This is a genomic window from Actinomadura napierensis, assembly GCF_039529375.1.
GTDB classification, from domain to species: domain Bacteria; phylum Actinomycetota; class Actinomycetes; order Streptosporangiales; family Streptosporangiaceae; genus Spirillospora; species Spirillospora napierensis.
In genome coordinates this window covers 1-530 of sequence record NZ_BAAAMR010000416.1, presented here as the reverse complement: position 1 = coordinate 530, position 530 = coordinate 1, and the positions used below count along the sequence as shown (strand labels likewise).

Sequence of the window (530 nt, the reverse complement as noted above, 5' to 3'; positions counted from 1 at the left end):
ATTTTCTTAAGTCGTTATGACGAAGCCATTCCAGGTTCAATTGTCATGATTAGCCGTGAAGGCACTCGCCCACTTTTAGTTGAAGTTCAGGCTTTAGTCGATGATGCTCAAGGACAACCAAGACGTGTTGCACTTGGTCTTGAACAAAACCGTTTAAACATGTTGCTTGCTGTTATGCATCGTCATGGGGGTGTACAAACCACCGGACAAGATGTGTATGTCAATATTGTAGGTGGTTTAAAAATTACCGAAACAGGTTCGGACTTGGCTGTTTTACTTGCATGTGCTTCGAGTTTGCGAACAAAAGCCTTACCTCAGCAGCTTGCAGTTTTTGGTGAAGTTGGGCTTTCAGGTGAAATCCGCCCTGTACCTAATGGTCAGGAACGTTTAAAAGAAGCAGCAAAACATGGCTTTAAATACGTCATCTTACCAAGAGGTAATGCCCCGCAAAAAGCAATTCCGGGCGTACAAGTGATTGCTGTTGCCCGCCTGCATGAAGCCTTGACTGAGGCGATGCAACTCAGTGATGA

General features: G+C 44.9%; 1 protein-coding gene. It reads left to right on the top strand.

Going from position 1 to position 530, the window contains the following annotated elements; genetic code table 11:
- Positions 1 to 530, top strand: a 530-nt coding sequence (locus ABD296_RS50225; protein ID WP_344285820.1) for a magnesium chelatase domain-containing protein, incomplete at both ends; no start/stop codon positions are given.